12 protein-coding genes are annotated in these 15185 nt (G+C 58.0%); 6 read left to right on the forward strand and 6 right to left on the reverse strand.

The genetic code is table 11. The features are described 5' to 3' along the window. Positions 1–22 precede the first annotated feature (22 nt). From C9422_RS01790 to C9422_RS01810, 5 genes are all read right to left on the reverse strand, one after another. Positions 23–1618, reverse strand: coding sequence for a GMC family oxidoreductase (locus C9422_RS01790; protein ID WP_116579477.1), 1596 nt, complete (start codon positions 1616–1618; stop codon positions 23–25). Positions 1619–1745: 127 nt separating this feature from the next. Continuing rightward, positions 1746–2825 carry an ABC transporter ATP-binding protein gene (locus C9422_RS01795; RefSeq protein ID WP_116579478.1) on the reverse strand — a complete coding sequence of 360 codons (1080 nt, stop codon included), beginning with the start codon at positions 2823–2825 and terminating at the stop codon, positions 1746–1748. Positions 2826–2830: 5 nt separating this feature from the next. Then, on the reverse strand, positions 2831–3622 hold the full coding sequence (locus tag C9422_RS01800) for an ABC transporter permease (RefSeq protein WP_116579479.1): 792 nt from the start codon (positions 3620–3622) through the stop codon (positions 2831–2833). A 28-nt stretch (positions 3623–3650) separates the two neighbouring features. After that, on the reverse strand, positions 3651–4586 hold the full coding sequence (locus C9422_RS01805) for an ABC transporter permease (RefSeq protein ID WP_116579480.1): 936 nt from the start codon (positions 4584–4586) through the stop codon (positions 3651–3653). A gap of 117 nt (positions 4587–4703) precedes the next feature. After that, positions 4704–5864, reverse strand: a complete 1161-nt coding sequence (locus C9422_RS01810) for a PotD/PotF family extracellular solute-binding protein (protein ID WP_116579481.1) — start codon at positions 5862–5864, stop codon at positions 4704–4706. A 529-nt stretch (positions 5865–6393) separates the two neighbouring features. On the opposite strand from C9422_RS01810, the gene C9422_RS01815 reads away from it, so the two are divergent. Beyond that, positions 6394–7566 (forward strand): thiamine pyrophosphate-dependent enzyme, encoded by a 1173-nt coding sequence (locus C9422_RS01815; protein WP_256589847.1) that lies wholly within the window; start codon positions 6394–6396, stop codon positions 7564–7566. 96 nt (positions 7567–7662) lie between these two features. On the opposite strand, the gene C9422_RS01820 is transcribed toward C9422_RS01815, so the two are convergent. Then, entirely contained in the window at positions 7663–8529 is an 867-nt protein-coding gene (locus C9422_RS01820; RefSeq protein WP_007974782.1) for a helix-turn-helix transcriptional regulator, read from the reverse strand. A 544-nt stretch (positions 8530–9073) separates the two neighbouring features. Here C9422_RS01820 and C9422_RS01825 point away from each other — a divergent pair. The 5 genes from C9422_RS01825 (at position 9074) to C9422_RS01845 (ending at position 15103) form a co-directional block, all read left to right on the forward strand. Continuing rightward, positions 9074–10243, forward strand: a complete 1170-nt coding sequence (locus C9422_RS01825) for a Gfo/Idh/MocA family protein (protein ID WP_116579483.1) — start codon at positions 9074–9076, stop codon at positions 10241–10243. 60 nt (positions 10244–10303) lie between these two features. Beyond that, positions 10304–11344: a glycoside hydrolase family 3 N-terminal domain-containing protein gene (locus C9422_RS01830; protein ID WP_007974778.1), complete on the forward strand. Its 1041-nt coding sequence runs from the start codon at positions 10304–10306 to the stop codon at positions 11342–11344. Continuing rightward, the gene (locus tag C9422_RS01835; RefSeq protein WP_116579484.1) at positions 11341–12357 is read left to right on the forward strand and encodes a glycoside hydrolase family 3 N-terminal domain-containing protein; all 1017 of its coding nucleotides are present in this window, start codon (positions 11341–11343) and stop codon (positions 12355–12357) included. The genes C9422_RS01830 and C9422_RS01835 overlap by 4 nt, the downstream gene beginning before the upstream one ends. 184 nt (positions 12358–12541) lie before the next feature. After that, positions 12542–13363 carry a sugar phosphate isomerase/epimerase gene (locus tag C9422_RS01840; RefSeq protein WP_256589848.1) on the forward strand — a complete coding sequence of 274 codons (822 nt, stop codon included), beginning with the start codon at positions 12542–12544 and terminating at the stop codon, positions 13361–13363. A 153-nt stretch (positions 13364–13516) separates the two neighbouring features. Beyond that, positions 13517–15103 (forward strand): GMC family oxidoreductase, encoded by a 1587-nt coding sequence (locus C9422_RS01845; protein ID WP_116579486.1) that lies wholly within the window; start codon positions 13517–13519, stop codon positions 15101–15103. The last annotated feature ends 82 nt before the right edge of the window (positions 15104–15185 follow it).

Genomic DNA, 15185 nt, shown 5'->3' on the forward strand with positions numbered 1-15185 from the left:
TGCCGCCATCGCGCCCACGCTCCTACAGAGACTGATCAGCACGCTGAATGTGATCCGCCGCTTTTTCGCCGATCATGATTGCCAGTGCATTGGTGTTGCTGGAACACAAGCTCGGCGCGATGGAGTTGTCGGCGATCCGCAGACCATCGATCCCGTGTACACGCAGATCGTTGCTCACCACCGCCATGGCGTCCGTTCCCATCCTGCAGGTGCCTACCGGATGCAGTGCTGCGTGGGCGTGTCGGCGCACGAATCGCCGATAGTCATCACCTGTGCGTAACGGTTCTGCGGGCACATGCTCGCGCTGAATGTGGCCGGCCAATGCGGCCTGGGACATGATGTGCCGACCAAACTCGGTGGCCTGGGCCATGCACTCCACGTCGAGCGGGTCGGTCAGGTAGTTGGGCTCGATGCGGGGCAAGTCCATGGGATCTGCGCTGTGCAGTTGCAGGAATCCGCTTGAACGGGGGCGGGTCTGACACACATTCAAGGTGCAACCGTTGCCACCAGGGACGGAACCTACACCGTCCTCGACCCCGGCCCCGGCCATGAAACAGTACTGGACGTCCGCACGGTTTTCGGCCAGGGAAGTACGCCAGAACGCGCCACCTTCGACCACGTTGGAGGTTACCGGGCCTTGCCGAAACAATGCGTACTGCAAGCCGGCGGCGATCTTCCAGTGCGGTTTTTTGTACTTGTCGTAGCTCAATGGGCGACGCAATTCATTGATCAGCGACACTTCGATGTGGTCCTGCAGATTCTGCCCGACCCCTGGCAGGTCATGGACTACCTTGACGCCTTTGTCGTGCAGGTGACTGGCCGGCCCGATACCCGACAGCATCAACAACTTTGGTGTGTTGATTGCACCGGCACTGACAATCACTTCACGATCGGCCCTCAAGACATGGCGACGGTTTTTCTCAAGGTACTCAACGCCCGTGGCGCGACCGTTCTCGACCAGGATTCGCAAGACCCGGCAGTGGGTTCTCACCGTCAGATTGGGGCGCCGTCGCGCCGGCTTCAAATAGGCGACCGAGGTGCTCGATCGCAAGCCGTTGCGGGCATTGATTTGATACAACCCGCAACCGTCCTGCACACCGGAGTTGAAATCGGCATTGTAGGCCAACCCTGCCTGCTGGCAGGCCTGTAGCCAGAGTTTGGTCAAAGGATGGGTAAATCGTTGATCGCAGACACCGAGCGGGCCATCGGTGCCATGGGCGTCGTTGCTGAAGCGGTCGTTGCTTTCGCATTTCTTGAAAAACGGCAGTACGTCCTTGTAGGCCCAACCCCGGGCACCGCCATCGGCCCAACTGTCGTAGTCGGCAGGTTGTCCGCGCAAGTACACCATGGCGTTGACTGAACTCCCGCCGCCGAGTACCCGGGCCTGCACCATGGTCGGATTCGGCGCGCCGATATAACCGACCGGGGGCTCCCAGGGGTAGCGTTCAACCAGGTTGCCCTGGCTGGTTTTATAGAATCCCACCGGGAGATGGATAAACGGGTGGGTGTCCCTCGGCCCTTCCTCCAGCAGCACGACTGACGCTTGGGGATCTTCGCTCAGGCGCGCAGCAATGACGCATCCGGCTGACCCACCTCCGACCACGATATATTGGACCATTGTTGTTCACCGTGCAGGTCAAAAAAAACGCCGGATCAAGCTCTTGGTGAAGAGCTGATCCAGCGTTGAGGCTACTGGCAGACTCCGCGCGAAATAACGCAGGGATCGTCGTTCAACCGAAAGCCGTTCAGGCAGGTATCACCACGAAACTGTCCGGTTTGCAGGTCAGGGCGACATCCGCCCCGGGCGGCAGCGTGAGACTGCCGGGGGTGGGCAACTGCTGGCATTTGAGGTCAATGGTTCCGTCGGCTACAGCGACGCGGTAAATGACCCGGTTGCCGATGAACGACGTGTCTTTGACTTTCCCGGCAAAGGCCCCGTTGGCCAGCGGGTTGCCCAGGGCAGGCTCAAGACCGATGGTTTCTGGACGGATCGAGACATTGACCGGCCCGGCACTCAGGCTGTTCTTGGCCGTGTGTGCGTAGCGTCCGAACGGAAGCTCGACATAACCACTGCTGGTATCACCCAGCCCATAGGTGCCGTTGACGATATTGGTGTCGCCGAAAAATTTCGCGGCGAACAACGTGCGCGGCGACCAGTACATCTCTTGTGGTCCACCGATCTGCTCGATGCCACCCTTGTTCAGCAGCACCACCCGGTCGGAGAGGATCATCGCTTCGTCCTGGTCATGGGTGACGTAAACGAAAGTGGTCGAGGTCTCTTCGTGGATCCGTTTGATCTCGTTGAGCATGTGATGGCGAATCTTCAGGTCCAGTGCCGCCAGCGGTTCGTCGAGCAACAGCACGGCGGGGCGGTTGACCAGGGCTCGAGCCAGGGCGACGCGTTGTGCCTGGCCGCCACTGAGCTCGGAGATCCAGCGATTCTTGAAACTTTCCAGTTGCACCAGCTCCAGTGCCTTGGTCACTTCGCGCTTGATTTCGTCCCGCGGCTTCTTTTTCAGGCGCAACCCGAAAGCCACGTTGTCGAAAACATCGAGATGCGGGAACAGGGCGTACTTCTGAAACACCATGTTGACGGGGCGATGTTCCGGCGCCAGCGCCGTGGAGTCCTTGCCGTCGATCACGACTTTGCCGGTGGTCGGCTCTTCGAAGCCCGCGATGATGCGCATCAGTGTGGTTTTGCCACAGCCACTGGGGCCCAGCAAAGTCAGGATTTCGTTGCGCTTTACGGTCAGGTCGACTTTGCCCAGGGCAGTCAGATTGCCGTAGCTCTTGGATATTCCGGTCAGTTCGATACTGTTGGTCATGGCGATTACTCTGCAGTTTCTGCACGTTCAAGTTCGAGGCGACGACGGCGCAGGGTCATGACCAGGCCGGCAATGACAATGATGGCAATGGTCACGACCAGCATGAACACCGAGGCGGCATTGATGGTTGGGCTGACGGCGCGGCGCATCATCGAAAGAATCATGAGTGGCAACGTGGTGTCGCTGCCGGTGACGAACACGGTGATCAGGAATTCGTCAAGGGAGAGGGCGATCGCCAGGATCGCGGCACCTGCAATCGTTGGACCGATGATGGGCAGCGTCACCAGCCAGAACGCCTTGAGCGGCGACGCGCCCAAGTCACGTGCAGCTTCTTCGAACGAGAGATCGAAGTACTCAAGACGTGAACGTACGGACTCGACGAAGAACGGAAAGGTGAACAACGTATGGCCGATGATCACCGTCAACAGTGAGCGTGGCAGGCCAATCAACGAGAAGAAAATCACCAGTGCAATTCCCAGGAATAGCCCGGGCAAGGCGATGGGGGCGAAGTTCATGAAGGCAAAGACGGATTTGAACCGGCCCTTCATGCGCATCAGCGCCAGGGCCGAGAATGTTCCCAGCAAGGTGGTCAGAATGGCCGAGCCCGCGGCGACGATTGCGCTGTTGGTCAAAGCCGTCATGAAGTCCGGACTGCTGAACAGCGCCTCGTACCATTGGGTCGAGAAGCCCTCGAACGGGAATGACAGCGAGGCCGACGAATGAAAGCTGAACAGCGCGATGATCGCGATGGGCGCATAAAGAAACAGCATGTAGACGTAAGTGAAGAGCCTGATCATGGCGAGTTACCTTTTTTATGGGCGGTCATCAGTCGTGGTAACGCTTGCCGGGTGCCAGGTTTGCAGCCCGCAACACTCCCAGCAACAGCGCATAGACCAGCATGAAAACCAGCAGCAGCAAGTACGCCATCGCAGCCCCCAGTGGCCAGTTACCGACCGAACGAAACTGATTGGCGATCACCAGGCCTGTGGTCATGGCGTCTCGGCCGCCCAGGAGCTGGGGCGTGACGTAGTCGCTGGCGGCAAGGACGAAGGTGAACATGAACGAGCTGACGATGCTCTTGTGCGCCATCGGCATGATCACCCGCCACAGGATGGTGGTGCCGCCGGCACCCAGATCCGCAGCGGCTTCCAGATAGTCCTTCTTGATATCGCGCAAGCCTGACACCAGTAGCAGCAGGGTGAAGGGCAGCATGATGTGCACCAGGGTCAACACCACTGCGAACTTGCTGAAGACCAGCCATTCCAGCGGCTGATCGATCAGCCCCATGTGCATCAGGGTGGAATTGATCACACCGTTGGTGCCCAGGATCGAGCGCCAGGCGTAGACCCGCACCAGGTAGGTGGAGAACCAGGAGACCAGGGCCAGGTACAGCACGGCATTGGAGCGCGTGCGGTAAACAATGTAGTAGGCGACCGGGGCGCTGATGACCGTCGACAGCACCGCGGTCCAGAAGCCATTCTGCAAGGCGATCCATAACGAGTCGTAGAACCCGGTGGCACTCAATGCCTTGGCGTAGTTGGCCAGGGTTGCCGCAGGTTCCATGCTGAAGGTCTTGGCGGTCCAGAAACTCGCAACCAGGAGCAGCAGCGACGGAATGAGGAAGAACACCACCAGGAAGAACAGCGGAGGCGATGCCAGCAAATACCCGCTGAGGGTTTTCTTGTCGATTTTCACGTGTTTGCCAGCCTTTGAATCCCTGTCATCGAGGAGGATGGGCTCGCTGTTGTTGACTACGTTCATGATTATTGTGCCTTTGCTTTTTGTTTCGATAACGAGCAGAGGAGTGAGTGCCCGCAAGCACCCGCTCTCTCGTACACACTCAAGCCGTTCTTTCACCTCACCGGATAGCCGAGGCGGTTAGAACGAGCCTTTGAAGTTCGCCCACTGATCGATCCACTCAGCATAGGTCACGTACTTGTCGGAGCTCAGGGGCGGCTGGCCGTAGAGCTTCGACTTCTCGAAAAAGCTGTCCAGGTTCGCGTAGTCGAAGGTGTTTCTCAGCTCTTCGGGGAGGAGCGGCACTGCCTTGCTGTTGACCACGCCAGAGAACATCGTGGTTGCCATTTTCGCCTGGGTATCGGCCTCGAGCGTCTTGTTGATGAACTCCAGCGCGAGCGGTACGTCCTTGGCGGTCTTGGGTATGAACAGGGCATCACACCAGAGGGCAGCACCTTCCTTGGGCACTGATAGTTCTGTGACTACGCCGCGCTTCTTGGTCTCGCTTGGGGTGTTGGCCGACGCCGAAAATACCGCGTCGACTTCGCCCGAGACCAACAGCGAAACCGCATCGCCCGAGGAGGCAGCAAAGACTCGGCATTGATCACGATACGGTTTGAGTTTTTCGAAGGCGTCGTCGAATTCGGCGCGGGTCAGGTTAGGGAACTTGTCCCCGTAACCGGCAATGATCGCGATGAGTGACCAGTTGGAAGTGCCGTCATCGACAAAGGTCAGCCGGCCCTTCAATTTCGGGTCGAGCAGGTCTTTGTACTCGGTGGGTTTCTTCATGTTCTTAGGGTTGTAGACGATGGTGTTCATGCCCCACAACAGCGGGATGCCCCATTGTTTGCCATCCCAGTACCAGCGGCTGCCTTTATAGAAAAGCGGGACGGTATTTTCGGCGGAGTAGTTGGGGACCTTCGAGGTATCGATCGCCTTGAGCAGGCCCATTTCCTGATAGATGGTCTCGTAGCCCAGCGCGTACATGGTCAGGTCAAGCTGGACGGGGTCGGAGCCGGCCAGCCGCGCGGTGATGTCGTCCTGGTTGCTGGCATAGCTGGAACGTACGGTGATGCCACGCTGTTTGCGCCAGTCGGCGAGTTCCGCATCACCGGTTTCACCTTCCCACCCAAGAATCTCCAAATGGCCAGAGGATGCGGCAAATGCACTGGGTACGAACGAACTGATGTACAGCCCCGCGGCAGATGCAGCAGCCCCCAGCATGAAGGTGCGCCGGTTCAGGCTGATCGAATCCAGGCTGATGCCGGTTGATCCATAACCCGTCTCTCTTTCTTTTTTCATTTTGAGTTCCTGCCTAGGGTGGTTGTTTGCTAACAATTGGCGACCTGCATGGGCGTGGGCGCGGCGGGTTTAGCCGGACACATCCCTATGCATGCGGTCATGTAAATCGGCAGAGTTATGGCCAGCATTGTTTCCATGCAGCTGGGGAGGTTTTAGCGCTGTGCCGCCTGTTAAACAGAGCATTGCGCAGTTGGCCTCCATTGGTCCGATCGACTCTTCCTTGACTGGTTGCGCGCCACTTTCCTCGGATTTCAAGGTGAAGCCTTCACGTGGCGCGCCCAGCGCTTGATAGGCTCGGCTTGTTGTTTTCATGGATCGAGTATTGGCCTGGCGGGCAGGGCACTCAATTTCGCAGCCCCTTTAAAAGCGACGCACTCTGACGCATCAAAGTGACCTAATCGGCGCAGCAGGCTCCTGTTAACGATAGTCCCGCCATAGCGGGGGATGGGCGGCATTCACCTGCGTCAATGTGCGTCTCTTTTGCGGGGGGTGCGAAATTGAGCCGTGTTTGTTCCAGGGGAATACTCCGATGAAGGTCTTGAGACGACGCAAGGTGCATCCGCCCTTGCGCCAGCGTCTATTCGATGGGAGTTTTTCTGTGAAACTCACAGGTGGTCAGATTGTTGCGAAATCGCTGAAAGCGAACGGTGTCGACTATGTTGCCGGCATGCCGGGTGATGGTTCGTGGGCCTTGGTGGAAGCATTGCTGAAGACTGGCTCCGACATCCCGTTCATTCATGTCATACAGGAGCAAAGTGCAGTCCATCTTGCCGACGGCTACTTTCGTGCCTGCGGTCGTCCGATGGCGGTTCTCCTGCCGGCTCCGTTGGGTGTTTCGAAAGCCTTGGGCGGGATCGCGGTTGCTTTGGTGGATCGCTCGGCCATGCTGGTGATCAGTGGGGGGAACCCCGATCGCGGCGATGACCGGCCTGAATTCGCCGCCACTGGCATCACGAAAGAGCATGTGCGGGTTTCGACGATTGAACAATTGCCTCAGTCCCTGCGTCAGGCCTTCGACACGATGTTCAGTGGTCGCATCGGCCCTGTAAGCCTGGACATCCCGGCGGCTGTTCAGAGCGCCTCGGTTGACGCCAGTTTGTCACCTGCCACCTTGCGAGCGAACAGCGCCAGCGACATCCCGCCTCTGATGGTTCACCGACCTATGGCGGAGTTGAGATCGGGTCTGGAAGAGGATGCGATTCTGATGGTCGGGACGCAGAGTCTCCAGGACATAGTCGGTGAGATGTTCCCGGATTATCAGCACCGAGGTCATTTTTGCACCGCTGGCGTCGGTGCGGTGGGTTGGGCAGTTCCGGCAGCCATTGGCGCGAAGCTCGCCATGCCGGCACGTCAAGTGGTGTGCGCCGTAAGTGACGGGGATTTTTTGCAGTCAATGCAGGAGATGGCGGTGTGCGTGATGCACAGTCTTCCCGTGGTGTTCCTGGTGTTCAACAACAGCGGGCCTGAGTCGTTGAGCGATGTGCAGGTTTCGCTTGCGGGGCAACATCGGGCCGGGGAATTCAATTTGCCGGATGGCAAGCCTTACTCGCCTGACTTCGCGGGCATCGCCAGAAACTTTGGTCTTGAAGCGTGGAGAGTCGAGCATGCTTCGCAACTCAATCCAGCCTTCATCAAGGCACTGAACAGCAAGGGGCCTTCGTTGGTGGAAATTATTACTGCGCGCAGTTCGCGTGAAACCTGATTAAACCTTCATGAGTGTAGTCACGCCATCCTGCGCCGCTGTCGACGCCCCGCCGAACATCGACGGGCACATCGACGGGCCCGCCCTTCAACCGTCTTAATCCTGACCGCCCCAGACGATAGTGGCGTTATCGCCCGTCATGTATTCGCGCACCTCCAGCGGTAACGACTGATCGCTGGGAAGCACAGCAGTTGCATTGCGCAGGTGATGTTTACGGATCTTGCCTTTGTCCACCAACCCCAAGGCCATTCGGGTAGAGAAGGGCTGGCGGAAAGAAGACGACGCCACCCCGGTGACCAATCCGTAGAGAAAGCGGATCGGCCGGCGATGCTGCGGCGTGAGAATCGAAAACGTCATTTCGTTACGTTGCTTGCCCTCGAAGTCGACCATGAACAGGCGATCACCCAGCAGCAGGCAGAAACCGTGATAAGTGAACGAGTAGCCGATCTTTCCGCTGCCATCGAGCAAGGGGAAGCGTTCTACGGTGACGTACTGGACCATCGAGTCGGCCCGGTACAGGCAGGTGACCGAACGCAGGATGCGGCCTTTATAGATGGACGAGTTGTGGTACCGGTAATAGACGCCCAGATAGTCTTCAAGCAGATCCGCCGACTGCTTCGCCAGGGGCAGGAAATGATTGAATTGCGCCGAGGCCCGCAAGTCTGTCGGTAGTTCGTTTTCGTAGCCCTCATAAAATTTCTTGAACTCAGCGGGCGGCCGGAAAAGGTCTTCGGCCTCCATCATGAAATACCGGCCGATCTTCTGCAGGATTTTCTGTGAGGGTACGTGCTGGCCCACCAGGTACTTGTTGAACTGCTGGCGATTGACATCAACTTTGCGGCACATGTCTGCAACCGAACGGCAAGACTCGACCAGCGTACTCAGGTTCTTTTGCACGTTGGCTTGCAAGTCGCTGCGAACCTGTTGTCGCTCAGGGTGCGAGGTGGCAGAACTTAACGACATGGGGGGCGAATCTCCTCGGCTGGGCATTTTTTATCTCGATGTAGGCCTGGGGTTAAGAGCAGCAGGTTATATAGGTTATAAATCAGTTATTGAAATAATCGTCCGTATAACTTCGTGCCAGCTTAAATACTTGAATTATCAGCGATTTAATTAAGCATGTTCCATGCCCGCTCAGTGTATTTAAGTTCAACCCGTCAATATCAGTCAATGCGTCAGATTGTAAGCACTTAGCGGCGTGTCCCTGTACTGACCGGCGGGAAAAGCCACACCTCTGGGTGCCCAGGATGATGTGTCAGAACCACCATTGGGTACGCGCAAGCCCGATAAGTAACACTTCACCCGGCCCTCGGTAACAGATATTGGCCGTCGGCTTTGAAAGGGCACTCCAGATGACAAACAAAACCCCGGCTTGCCTGTGCAATGGCGAGTGCTTCAGTCCGCGTCATGTATCGATAGTGTGCGAAATGGTGCAAAGAAAGTTCGCCATCGATACTTCACTCCGCGCATTCGCAAAGTTAGTGTCAATTATTGGAGTCTTTAAGCGATGGCAAGGTTAACCGGCGACATTCCAGGGCAAAGGCGATTCAAGGTGGGCATGGTTGGCGGCGGGCAGGGCGCTTACTTCGCCAGCTATCACCGGGCGGCCATGCGTCTTTGCAATCGCTTCGAGATCGTTGCCGGTGCCTTCTCCTCGGATGCCGACAAATGCCGGGAGGCGGGCGAGGCACTTGGCCTCCAGCCGGAGCGGACGTACCTGTCATTCGAGGACATGGCCGCTGCCGAGTCACGTCGACCCGATCCCATAGAGGCGGTCGTCATCGTCACGCCCAACCACCTGCACTTTGAACCTTGCCGGTTGTTTTTGCGGGCGGGTATCCCGGTCATTTGCGACAAACCGTTGGTCAACAGCATCCAGCAAGCCATTGAATTGGCGAGTATTGCCGATCAGCACGATACGTTTTTCGCGCTGACCTATACCTATCAAGGCTATCCCATGGTCAGGGATGCCCGCAGCCGTATACAGGCCGGGGAGCTTGGCGACATTCGCTTCATGTATGTCGAGTATCTGCTGGAGTGGTTGGCGCCGGGTGTCTCGACGTTGAGCAAAAGCCTTGCCTGGCGCGGTGATCCAGAGAAGGCCGGCCCGACCGGTGTCGTCGGGGATATCGGCACACATGCCTTCAACATGCTTGAGTTTCTGTGCGGGCGTCGCTGCACAAGCCTGAATGCCAAGTTGACCACGGTCGTACCCGGCTGGGGACTGGACGATACCTGTGTGGTGCAGCTGGAGTATGAAGGCGGCGTGGACGGTTTGCTGTGGGCCAGTTTTGCGGCACCCGGCCACCGTAATGGTCTGCGCTTCAAGATCATCGGCAGCAAGGCGTCGATCGAATGGTGCCAGGAGACTCCGGAAACACTCCGGTTTGCGCCAATTGACGGCGCAGAGCGAATCCACCGCCGAGGCCAGGGCGACAATGCCGCCCAGACGCTGAACTTCAGCAGTTTGCCCGCGGGCAATACCGAGGGTTACCTGGAAGCACTTGCCGTTCTCTACGCCGACTTCGCCGAGGCACTCGATGCCGGCGCAGGTTGGCGCACCGCGACCAGCATCCCGCTACCCGACATCCATGAAGGCGTACGTGGCGTCGGCCTGTCACTGGCGTGCGTCGAGTCCAGCCGACGGCGCGCCTGGGTGCCTTTTCCACACAACTGACACCTGCACACTTTCTGAAAACAAGCGCTCCGCTCAACACCACGGAACTAAGGAAAATCGATGTCTGACGAACTCTATAGAGCTGCATATTCGGTACTACTTCCCGCGTTCGGGGATTTGCACCTGGACGACAACGTCCGTCGTTACCTGAGCCGAGGTGGCGTTTCGCTTTTGCTGGGGGAGACACGGGAGGAGTACGTGGGCAGAGCCATGAGCGAGGTGCGAAAGAGTGCGGAAACCCCCGCAGACTTCGTCAACATCGCGCGGCAAGCGGCGTCATTGGCTGGCGCGCCGGTACTGATTGCGGTGGACCAGGAACTCGGCGGCATCGAACGCCTTCATCAATTGGTTCCTGCCATTGCGTCGAGAGAGCAGCTCAAGACGCTGAGCTCGCAGGATATCGAACAGCGATGCTTCGAGATGGCCCAGGCGGCACGAAGCCTGGGGGTCAACCTGTTTCTGGCACCGATTGTCGACGTGGTGACCGGCGCCAATCCATGGCTACTCAATCGACACCTGGGCGCCGACCCGGTCGAGGTCAGCCGGGTTTCCTGTGCCTTTATCCGCGGGGTTCAACGGGCCGGCGTGATTGCGACGGCCAAACATTTTCCTGGCCATTACGTCACTGAAGAGGACCCGGCGATTGCCCAAGCCACGGTTCCCGGGCCACTGGAGTTGCTGCATGACAACCTTGAGGTCTTCAAGGAAGTGATTGCCACCGGTGTCAAAGCGGTGATGCCGGGCCCCGCGGTGTTTCCGGCGCTCGACCCGGAACATTCGGCCTCCACCTCGTCAACAGTCATCGGTATTTTGCGTGACACTCTAGGTTTCGATGGTTTGATCATTTCCGATGACCTCGATGCGGTGTCCATCCTCCGGGGACATTCGATTACCGACACAGCTGTTGCGTCACTGTCGGCAGGCGCGCATCTCTTGCTGGTGTCGAGTGAATCCGGCCTTGATGCCATCGCCGACGCGATTGTTGCGGCCGTCCATGAGGGTGTACTCGACCGCCGGGCGCTATTGGCAGCCGCGGTCAAGGTTCGGGCGTTGGCCAATGCAACCACCGACCAGAACGCTTCGAGCCAGGACAAGTCATGAGTGCAAATGAAAGCAAGGCATTGAGCGTGCTGTTTCCAGTGTTGCTTGATCTGGACATGAGTGACGACGTACGCAGGTTTCTTGACGGCGGCGGTCGCAGCCTGCTCTTTGGCGAGACGGCGCAGGAGTACGGCAGCGGGAAAATGAGTGCCAGCCGTCTGCAATCGGAAACCCTGGAACAATGGCAACGCTTCACCGCAGCCGCCAGGCAAATGGGCGGGCCATTGATTCTGGCGGCGGATGCCGACATCTCCGCCGTTCACCGTTTACAAGGCGTGGCGCCGGCACTTCCTGAGCCGCATCTGGCCAGGAGCATGGTGCTCGCAGATCTGGAACAAGCGTGTTTTCAGGTGGCAACGGCCGTGCGAGATGCCGGGGTGAACCTGCTGTTATCGCCGACTGCCGATGTCTTGGGCGGCACCAATGTCTGGTTGCAGGGGCGCACGCTGTCCGATGATGCGGACCAGGCTGCCAACATGGTCGAGGCGTATGTCCGGGGTGTGCGACGGGCCGGGGTGGGGAGTACCTTGAAGCACTTTCCGGGGCATCCGGTCTTGTTGCACCCTCCGGCGACGGAGGTGGCGGTCGTGACTGAGTCACTGGATCAACTCCGTGCGTACTGGTCACCGTTCCAGGCCGGCGTGGATGCCGGCGCGGACGCGGTCATGATGGGGCCGGCGATTTTTGCTGCCTGCGAGCCTGCGATGGCCGCATCCATTTCCCCCCAACTGATCGGGTTGCTGCGACGTGAGCTGGGGTTCAAGGGGCTGGTCATGACTATTGACCTGGACCACCGCTCCATCATCGGCTCGTTATCGCTCGGCGACGTGGCGGTTGCGGCGCTGAATGCAGGGGCCGATCTGCTGCTGATATCGGCAAAGGCGATGCCCGAGGTTGCGCAGATTGCTCGTGCGATTGTCGCAGCCGTCGCGTGTGGGGCCTTGCCTCAGGAGCGACTGGACACCGCCGCCTTGGCGGTATCGGCCTTGGCCAACCGGCTTTCAAACACTTGAGTGGTCGACAATCGGAACCTGACGCATTGACTGCGTCAGTTTGCGCCGCATTTAGCGTGGCTGCGAAATCTCTACCTGAATCCGATCGCTCTACAATGAATGACAACGGTAGGAGCGTCATATGCAAACCCAAAACAATATCCTGGCCCTGCATTCCACAGTTGCAAAGCACTCGACCCTGGCGATGGACATCGACATCGCAAAGACCGTGGGTTTCGATGCGCTGGAGATCAACAGCGCAAAACTGGAAGCCTGGCTGCAGGCCGGTTACACCGAAGCGGAACTGAAAAGCCTGCTCAAGGACGTGCCTGTCACAGGCATTGGTTACCTGAGGGATATCGAGCGCCAGGGAGCCGAACGCGATGACTTGCTGAAAGAGGCTGAGCGACTTTTCCAATTGGCCAACCTGGCAGGTGCAAAAGGTGTGCAGGTGCTCACCGGGCCAATCAATGTTCAGGCCGTGATCGATTTTCAGCATCATGGCAAGAGCACGTATTACTCCGGTTTGCTGGGTTTTGATGAAGCGACTCAGTATGACTTGACCGCCAGGAACCTCGCCTTGCTGGCTGACCTGGCAAAGCAGTATGACGTGCTTCTTTATCTTGAAGCGCTGTCCTGGACCCCCTTGAACAGCCTGGACCATCAACTTCAGCTGATTGATCGCACCGAGCGCGATAACGTCAAGATGGTCATCGACTACTGGCATTACTTTACCTCCGGCGTGAAGCCGCAAGACATTGCCAGGATGAACAAAGACGTGATCTATGGCGTGCATGTTTGTGATTCGCTGCCGTTCGAAGGTGGCATTGCGAACGAAGCAATCCTCAGGGATGTGCCGACGGGAAGCGGGGTCTTGAACCTTGCCGAGTGGACGGCCGCAGTGAAGGCAACCGGGTACCAGGGCTGGTGGAGTTGTGAGTTGTTTTGCAAGAAGCAGCAACAACAGAACAGCTACGAAGTCGCCAAAGAGTTGAAGTCACTATTGACCCGGCTTGTGGGTCGATAAACAACTTTTTCGACAAGATCCAAAAATACTTTTTCAAGTTTGATTTCGGCCTGCTCGTCATTGAGCAGGGGCAAGTCAACGCTTGCCAGTCTCTATTGGTTGCCACTGCTCCCGGCAGCCTTGTTCTCAATACTAAAAAGATCTGAGGTCGTAATGGTGGATTTTATCGTAATCGGAGGCGGATCGACAGGTTGCACCGTGGCTTCGAGGCTGAGCGAAGACGCAACAGCATCCGTCGTCCTTTTCGAAGAGGGGCCTCGCGATCGCAACCCCTATATCCATATTCCCGGCGCCTACTACAAGACTGCGCAAGGTCCGCTGCTCAAACGCTATGCATGGGAGCCTACCGAAGATCAACGCCGGACCGAGACACCGACGATGGTCCAGGCCAGCGTGCTGGGCGGCGGAAGTTCGGTCAATGCGATGATCTACATCCGCGGTGTTCCGGCCGACTACGATGGTTGGGCGGAGCAGGGCGCCACCGGCTGGTCCTACAATGATGTACTCCCATACTTCAAAAAGGCCGAAGACAACGAGCGCTTCTGCAATGAGGCCCACGGCGTTGGCGGGCCGCTGGGCGTTTCCGATCCGATCAATGTCCATCCATTGACCAAAGTATGGCTTCGCGCTTGCCAGCAGCACGGATTGCCGTACAACGAAGATTTCAATTCGGGCAAGCCCGAGGGGTGCGGGCTGTATCAAATCACCGCCAAAAACGGCTTTCGCAGCAGTGCCGCAGTGGCGTACCTGGCACCCGCCAAATCGCGCAAGAACCTGACGGTGAAGACGGGGTGTCGCGTCATCCGTATCTTGACGCAAGGCAGTAAAGCCATTGGTGTTGAATACATCGAGAAGGGCGTGCGCCATGTGATGCACGCCGACAAGGAAATCATTTTATCGTCCGGCGCCATCAACTCGCCGCGACTGTTGATGTTGTCCGGTATTGGTCCGGCCGCGCAGCTGGATAAACATGGCATCAAAGTCATCAAGGACTTGCCCGGTGTCGGCCAGAATCTTCAGGACCATATTGAAGTGTCGCTGGTGTATGAACTGACGGGCCCGCATAGCTACGACAAGTACAAGAAGCCGCTTTGGAAAATGATGGCCGGTTTGCAATACGCGTTGTTCAGACAAGGTCCGGCGGCGTCAAACCTGATCGAAGGCGGGGCCTTCTGGTGGGGTGACAAGGCGGCAACCCATCCCGATATCCAGTACTTCATGGTCGTGGGTGCAGGCATCGAGGAGGGCGTTGACTCTGTTCCCGGTGGCAATGGATGCACGCTGAACCTGGGGCAGATACGTCCACGGTCCAGAGGCTATGTCGAGCTCTATTCAGCCGACCCGATGTCACCTCCGCGGATCGTGCCTAACTACTTCTCCGACCCTTACGATATTGAAAGCCTGGTGGATGGTTGCCTGGTGGGTGAGCAAATCATGTCCCAGGCCGCCTTCAAACCATTCATTGCCAGGCGGCATGTGCCGGACGTGGCGGTCCGGTCCCGGGAAGAGATGAAAAAATTCTGTCACGAACAAGCGCACGCCGCGCTGCACCCATCCGGCACTTGCCGCATTGGAGTGGATGAGCTTTCGGTAGTGGGCCCGGATCTCCGGGTGCATGGTATGGAAGGGTTGCGCGTTGCCGACGCATCGGTCATGCCAACGCTGATCTCGGGGAACCCCAACTCGGTGTGCATCATGATCGGCGAAAAGGCCGCGGACATGATCAAAAACGGGCACTAAACTGGCACGCCGCAAAGCGTGGCAGTCATGGGGCAACCATTGCTTGCTGTGCTTTGCGGGGGCGGGTCTAGCTGCCGAGTAA

It is taken from the genome of Pseudomonas sp. B1(2018), assembly GCF_003097365.1.
GTDB classification, from domain to species: Bacteria; Pseudomonadota; Gammaproteobacteria; order Pseudomonadales; family Pseudomonadaceae; genus Aquipseudomonas; species Aquipseudomonas laurylsulfatiphila.